Source organism: Vallitalea sp., assembly GCF_025211055.1.
Classification (GTDB): Bacteria; Bacillota; Clostridia; order Lachnospirales; family Vallitaleaceae; genus Vallitalea.
Genome location: NZ_JAOARO010000022.1, coordinates 1 through 4,752, shown reverse-complemented (window position 1 = coordinate 4,752; position 4,752 = coordinate 1). Strand labels below are relative to the sequence as shown.

Annotated in this window: 2 protein-coding genes; both read left to right on the top strand. The window is 30.1% G+C overall.

What is annotated here, in order from left to right:
* A partial coding sequence (locus tag N4A55_RS02920; protein ID WP_293753996.1) for a hypothetical protein occupies positions 1-775 on the top strand: 775 nt, incomplete at its 5' end.
* 8 nt (positions 776-783) lie between these two features.
* Positions 784-4,752, top strand: a 3,969-nt coding sequence (locus tag N4A55_RS02915; protein ID WP_330666291.1) for an Athe_2463 domain-containing protein, incomplete at its 3' end; no start/stop codon positions are given.

Sequence of the window (4,752 nt, the reverse complement as noted above, 5' to 3'; positions counted from 1 at the left end):
GGGTAATGCAACTAGAGCTGAAGCTGTTACGGTAATAGTAAGATTATTAGATAAATCTTATAGAAAGCCTATATTTATTCCACCGATGATTACAGATAAAGATATTCAGAAGGATGAAAAAGGTATTTATTATGATTTTTATAAATATGTAGACTACAACAGATTTGATACAAAAAGATATATAGGACGTATTTATGAAATCCCTGAAGAAGAATCTACATCTATTAACCTTCTTTATGCTATGGATAAAGTATATAGAGATAATGAAGGGTATGTAAACGTCGGAAAGGCAGGAAGAGATGGAGTTTTTGGCGGAGTTTCTTATAATTGTATAGATAAAATAGATAGGACTTGTGATGGAACCACAACACCTATTGTTAATATAATAAACCATACAGAAGTTAGCTTTTCAATTTTGAATAGAACATATCAATATTCTTCTCCATATTATATATCTTTTTTTTATAAAATGCATGATCTGACTTATATGGAAAGATATAAAAAATATGAAAAAATATTAGATACAATACTTTATTATCTTTATGAAGATGAGTTTCAAGTAATGAAAAAAACTGTTAAAGAAATATTACAATTAGGTGAAAACATGGATGCTAATAGATACAGATATACTATTAAAATGAATGATAGAGAAATGTTTGTTGAGATGGATCAACAGCATAGCGTATGTTTTAGAATATCAATAAAAGGTGGAAAAATAGAACATTTCTATCCACTAAAAGAAAATAAACCTGATTTTAACAAAATAATTGAGTAGGTGAAGTTATGAAAAATATATTTAAAAAGCTAGTAATATTTGTTTTAGTACTAATAATTATTCCAATAAACAATAATCATTTAATTTATGCTATAGATGCAGGTAATCAATTACTGTATGATGGTATATCAAATGAAATACCCTTTGAAACATTATCATTACCTCCTGACTATAAAAATAAACCTTATATTACTGTAAAAATAGATGGAAAATCTACTAAACTAAAATTCAATACAGAATTATGGGTAGACAAAAATATAGGAGTCTATGGTGATTACAGATATGCACCAAAAAATACTTTTACTAACTATACAGAAAATCCTAATCCATCCATAACAACTCCATATTATAATAAAAATGGAGTTAAGGGAGAATATCGTTTTCATGGATATTCAGTTGATGGTGTATTATATACCAATAACTGCTTTCCAGTTGAGGAAGCATCAAATAGAAAAGCAGAAGTCAAATCATGGCAGTATCATTATTGGACAAATCCGATTCTTATTAATAAAAATGATGATAAATTGAGTTTTTATAATAAAGAGGCATTAGGAGATAATATAGGAACACAAGAATGGATAAACAACACATTCCCATTTGAAATAAAACATGGTTCAAACCCTAGCAGCAGGAATGCATATGATTATGCAAACATTTTAACACCATCTACTCTCTGGGGACATGGAGAATGTAGAATGTGGCATAAGAACAATACAGGGTATCATTATCAAACTTTTTCCCTTAAAAAGCAAGATGGTAAACACCAAACACCTATTTCATTAGATATAAATATCCTAAATAAAGGTAATTATATTGTTAACCCAGGTGATACATCTATCATCATCAAAGTTGATGCAGTTATTACACTAGAAGATGAAAACTGTTTTAATCATGAAATTGAAAATCAAAACGCTATCGAAAAACAAATATATTACAACAGAGATGATTTGGTATATTATGAATTGATATTAAATGATGATAAAGATCATCCCATTACTGTTGAAGGTAATGGAGACCTAAAAAGTAAAGGTAACTACATAACTAAAACAACTTTAGATCTTGAAATACCTCGTAATATGATAAAAGAAAGCTTAAAACAAGAAGAAAACGGAAAGTATCATGTGGATGGTGTAGTTAAAGCTGTTTACTTTGGAAATAACTACTCAAACGATGCTCATGATGATGATGATGACCAAGTAAACATGCCAGCTAGTGACCATGAAGAAGAGATATATGCCCCAAGATTCACAGCTAGTAGTCTAAAATCTCTATTCTCTGCAACAGCAACTATAGATATAAAAGATAATCCACTTACACCTTCATCATTTAACTATGAAGATATGTCTTTAGGTACACGAGATATCTATGAATTCCAGATTAAAGGAAATGACGGATTTGAAGATGATGAAATAATTACTAAAACTTATCATACATCATCTATGGATAGTAAAACTATTAACGATATACTTTACAACATGGCAAAAGGTAAGAAGTACTATAAAATAAATATAAAGCAAACCATTAGAAACAGTGGTACTGGCGAAAGAGATAGCTATGAACAAGAAATCGTAATTATAAAAACTAAAATTGTTAAGATTGATGTAACCTTACCAGATAAAGTATTTGACATTGAAAACTATGAAGCAAAAATCAATGAAATGACCCAAAGTGATATTGATAAACTTAATGTTACTATAGATGATATACCTATTAATGTTTCTATTCATGAATTTTTCAATAATGGTTTTTCCTTTGGTGCAATTAAAAGTGACAATAATAAAGAACCACACTTAGTAGAAGTAAGTGCCATAAGTGATGAAGGATTACTTAGTTGTGTGCAAAAATGGGTAACTGTTTACAACACTAAACCCAAAGCACAATTAAAACTTTCAGGTACTCAAAAAGAAAATAGAAAATTTGAGACTATAAATACTTCAGATAGTGCTAATGATCCTTACTTATTGCAACATTATCCAACATCATATAGTTATAATATTATAGCCAAAGATAGTACTACTGACATAAATAAGCTTCATTACCAGAAAAATGGTGAAGATTATATTTTCCAAGCTTCCAAAAGCGGAGTGTATCAAATAAGTTGTACTGCGACTAATAGCTCAGGGAGAAGTAGCACTTATACACTTCCTTTAGTTGTTATGAAAGACTATGCACCAGTTTTAAATTTCAACATATGGAATAATTATCTTGCTAGATCTGAAGAATTATCAATGGAATACGGAACCGAATCAATAGATGGTGATAATATCTTCAATAAAAGAATAAAGCTACTAAAAGATGTTGATAAAGATGGTACATATGAAACAACTATACTAGATACAGTTTTGACAGATGATTTTACTTATACACCACAAAAATTAGGATTCTATCGTGCTATAATAACATCCGAAGAAAGCTTCGGCGAAGAAACTATTACAAAATGGTTAGATGGTACAGAAAAAAGAACTACTGAAATTATTAGAGATTTCTTTGTTGAGAATCTAAGACCTTTAACAGAGGTTCATTTAGATATACCCTATAACTTTCCAAAAGTAGATGTAATTGTAGCTCTTGATAAAAATTTATCCACACAAAATAAATCAACTATCAAGAGTAATAGAATAACATACAACAATTATTTACGTTCTAGGGGTATTAACCCTATTATTGAGATATGGGACATGAAATGTTATGAGTACTCTACTCCTGCAAGTTTAAGTAGAAATACAGGAAGCAGCTATCCACCAAGTTATATACCCTACTCAAGCGATGGGTATTTAGGCACACTATCTAGACGTAACGTATCAAATAACTGGTATTGGCAAGATTTTGGTTATTGGACTACAAAAAAGGAATGCCATACAGAAGGACAATGTTGTCATCCAAAATATGGGTGTCATTCTGGTGGATGTGATTGTGGTGATTCTGGACATTCTCAGGCAGCTGATTGTGGTGATAGTACCTACTCAACTGTAAAGGTATGTACAGATGTTAAAGTATATGTTCCTGACCAAAGAAAAATAGACAACTACACAGGATATTACTCAGGAATAATATATAAATATGTAAGGCAAAAAGAACCATTACAGAATTTTAGATTAGGTTCAGAAAAATATATTATTTATGTATCAGAAAACGGTATTAATACTACCTCACCATCTGAACACAAAAACAGACTAACTCCTATAAAGGAATTTGGTGACTTAGTTAAAGAACATGATTTTAACGTAACACTTATAGGTAACAGTAATATAAAAAGCCAATATAACTCATATAATCATTACTATAGTGCTGGAGATATTATGAGTAGTATTAATCATGCTTTAGATAATATTATTGGGGATAATCCATTTAGTTCAGACTATCTAGTAGAACTTGGTCATAATATTAATATTAAGACAGTGGAATTAGACACAGAAGGAGATGGACTAAAAGAAAACGGATTTCAATACATCCATAACCCTAACTACTATGATAACTCACTGGGAATATTTAGTTACGGTAAAAAAAAGTACAAAGAAGATGAAAAGTGGACAACTCATAAACCAACTATCCTTGATAAAACTGGACGATTAGATATTTACCATAGAGTAAAAGACAGTATCACTGGTTATGAAGATGATGAATTATATTCAAATATATTCAGGACTTCAATCAATATACACCGTAAACCTATTGCACAATTTAACTTAGATTGGGTATACAATCCATCAACAAGAGTATATGAAACAACATGGGAAGATGGGTCTTATGACCTAGACCATCAATACAGCCACCCAAAAAAAGGTATTATAGAACGTAAAATAGTATATTGGGATAAAACACGTCCTGTAGAAAAATATTATAAAATTCCTGATAACCTTAAGCCAGGGGCAACATATACTGTTGAATACATTGTAAAAGACTTAGAAAACACATGGAGTTTACCATGTATAAAAGAGTTCACTTTACCAACAGTACCACCACCACAGATATTAGAT